The sequence below is a fragment of the Belnapia sp. AC561 genome, from assembly GCF_979252845.1.
Window position 1 is genome coordinate 1 of sequence record NZ_CEEDBP010000197.1, and the last position, 278, is coordinate 278.

The window sequence follows — 278 nt, forward strand, 5'->3', positions numbered from 1 at the left end:
GCCGTACCGCATCTGGAAACCCGGAATGGCCGTCACGCGCTGTTCGTGGACGGTGCGCCGTTTCTGGTTCTGGCAGGCCAGGTCAATAATTCGAGCAACTATGCGTCGGCGCTGCCGCAGGTCTGGCCGGTGCTCGACCGCATCCACGCCAACACCATCGAAATTCCCGTCGCGTGGCAGCAGATCGAGCCCAGGGAGGGGCAGTTCGACTTCGGCTTCGTTCAGACGCTGCTCGACCAGGCGCGCGCGCATGACAAGCGGATCGTGCTCCTGTGGTT

General features: G+C 63.7%; 1 protein-coding gene. It reads left to right on the top strand.

The window, feature by feature from the left end:
* A partial coding sequence (locus tag AC0IW9_RS30730) for a beta-galactosidase (RefSeq protein ID WP_471652095.1) occupies nt 1-278 on the top strand: 278 nt, incomplete at both ends.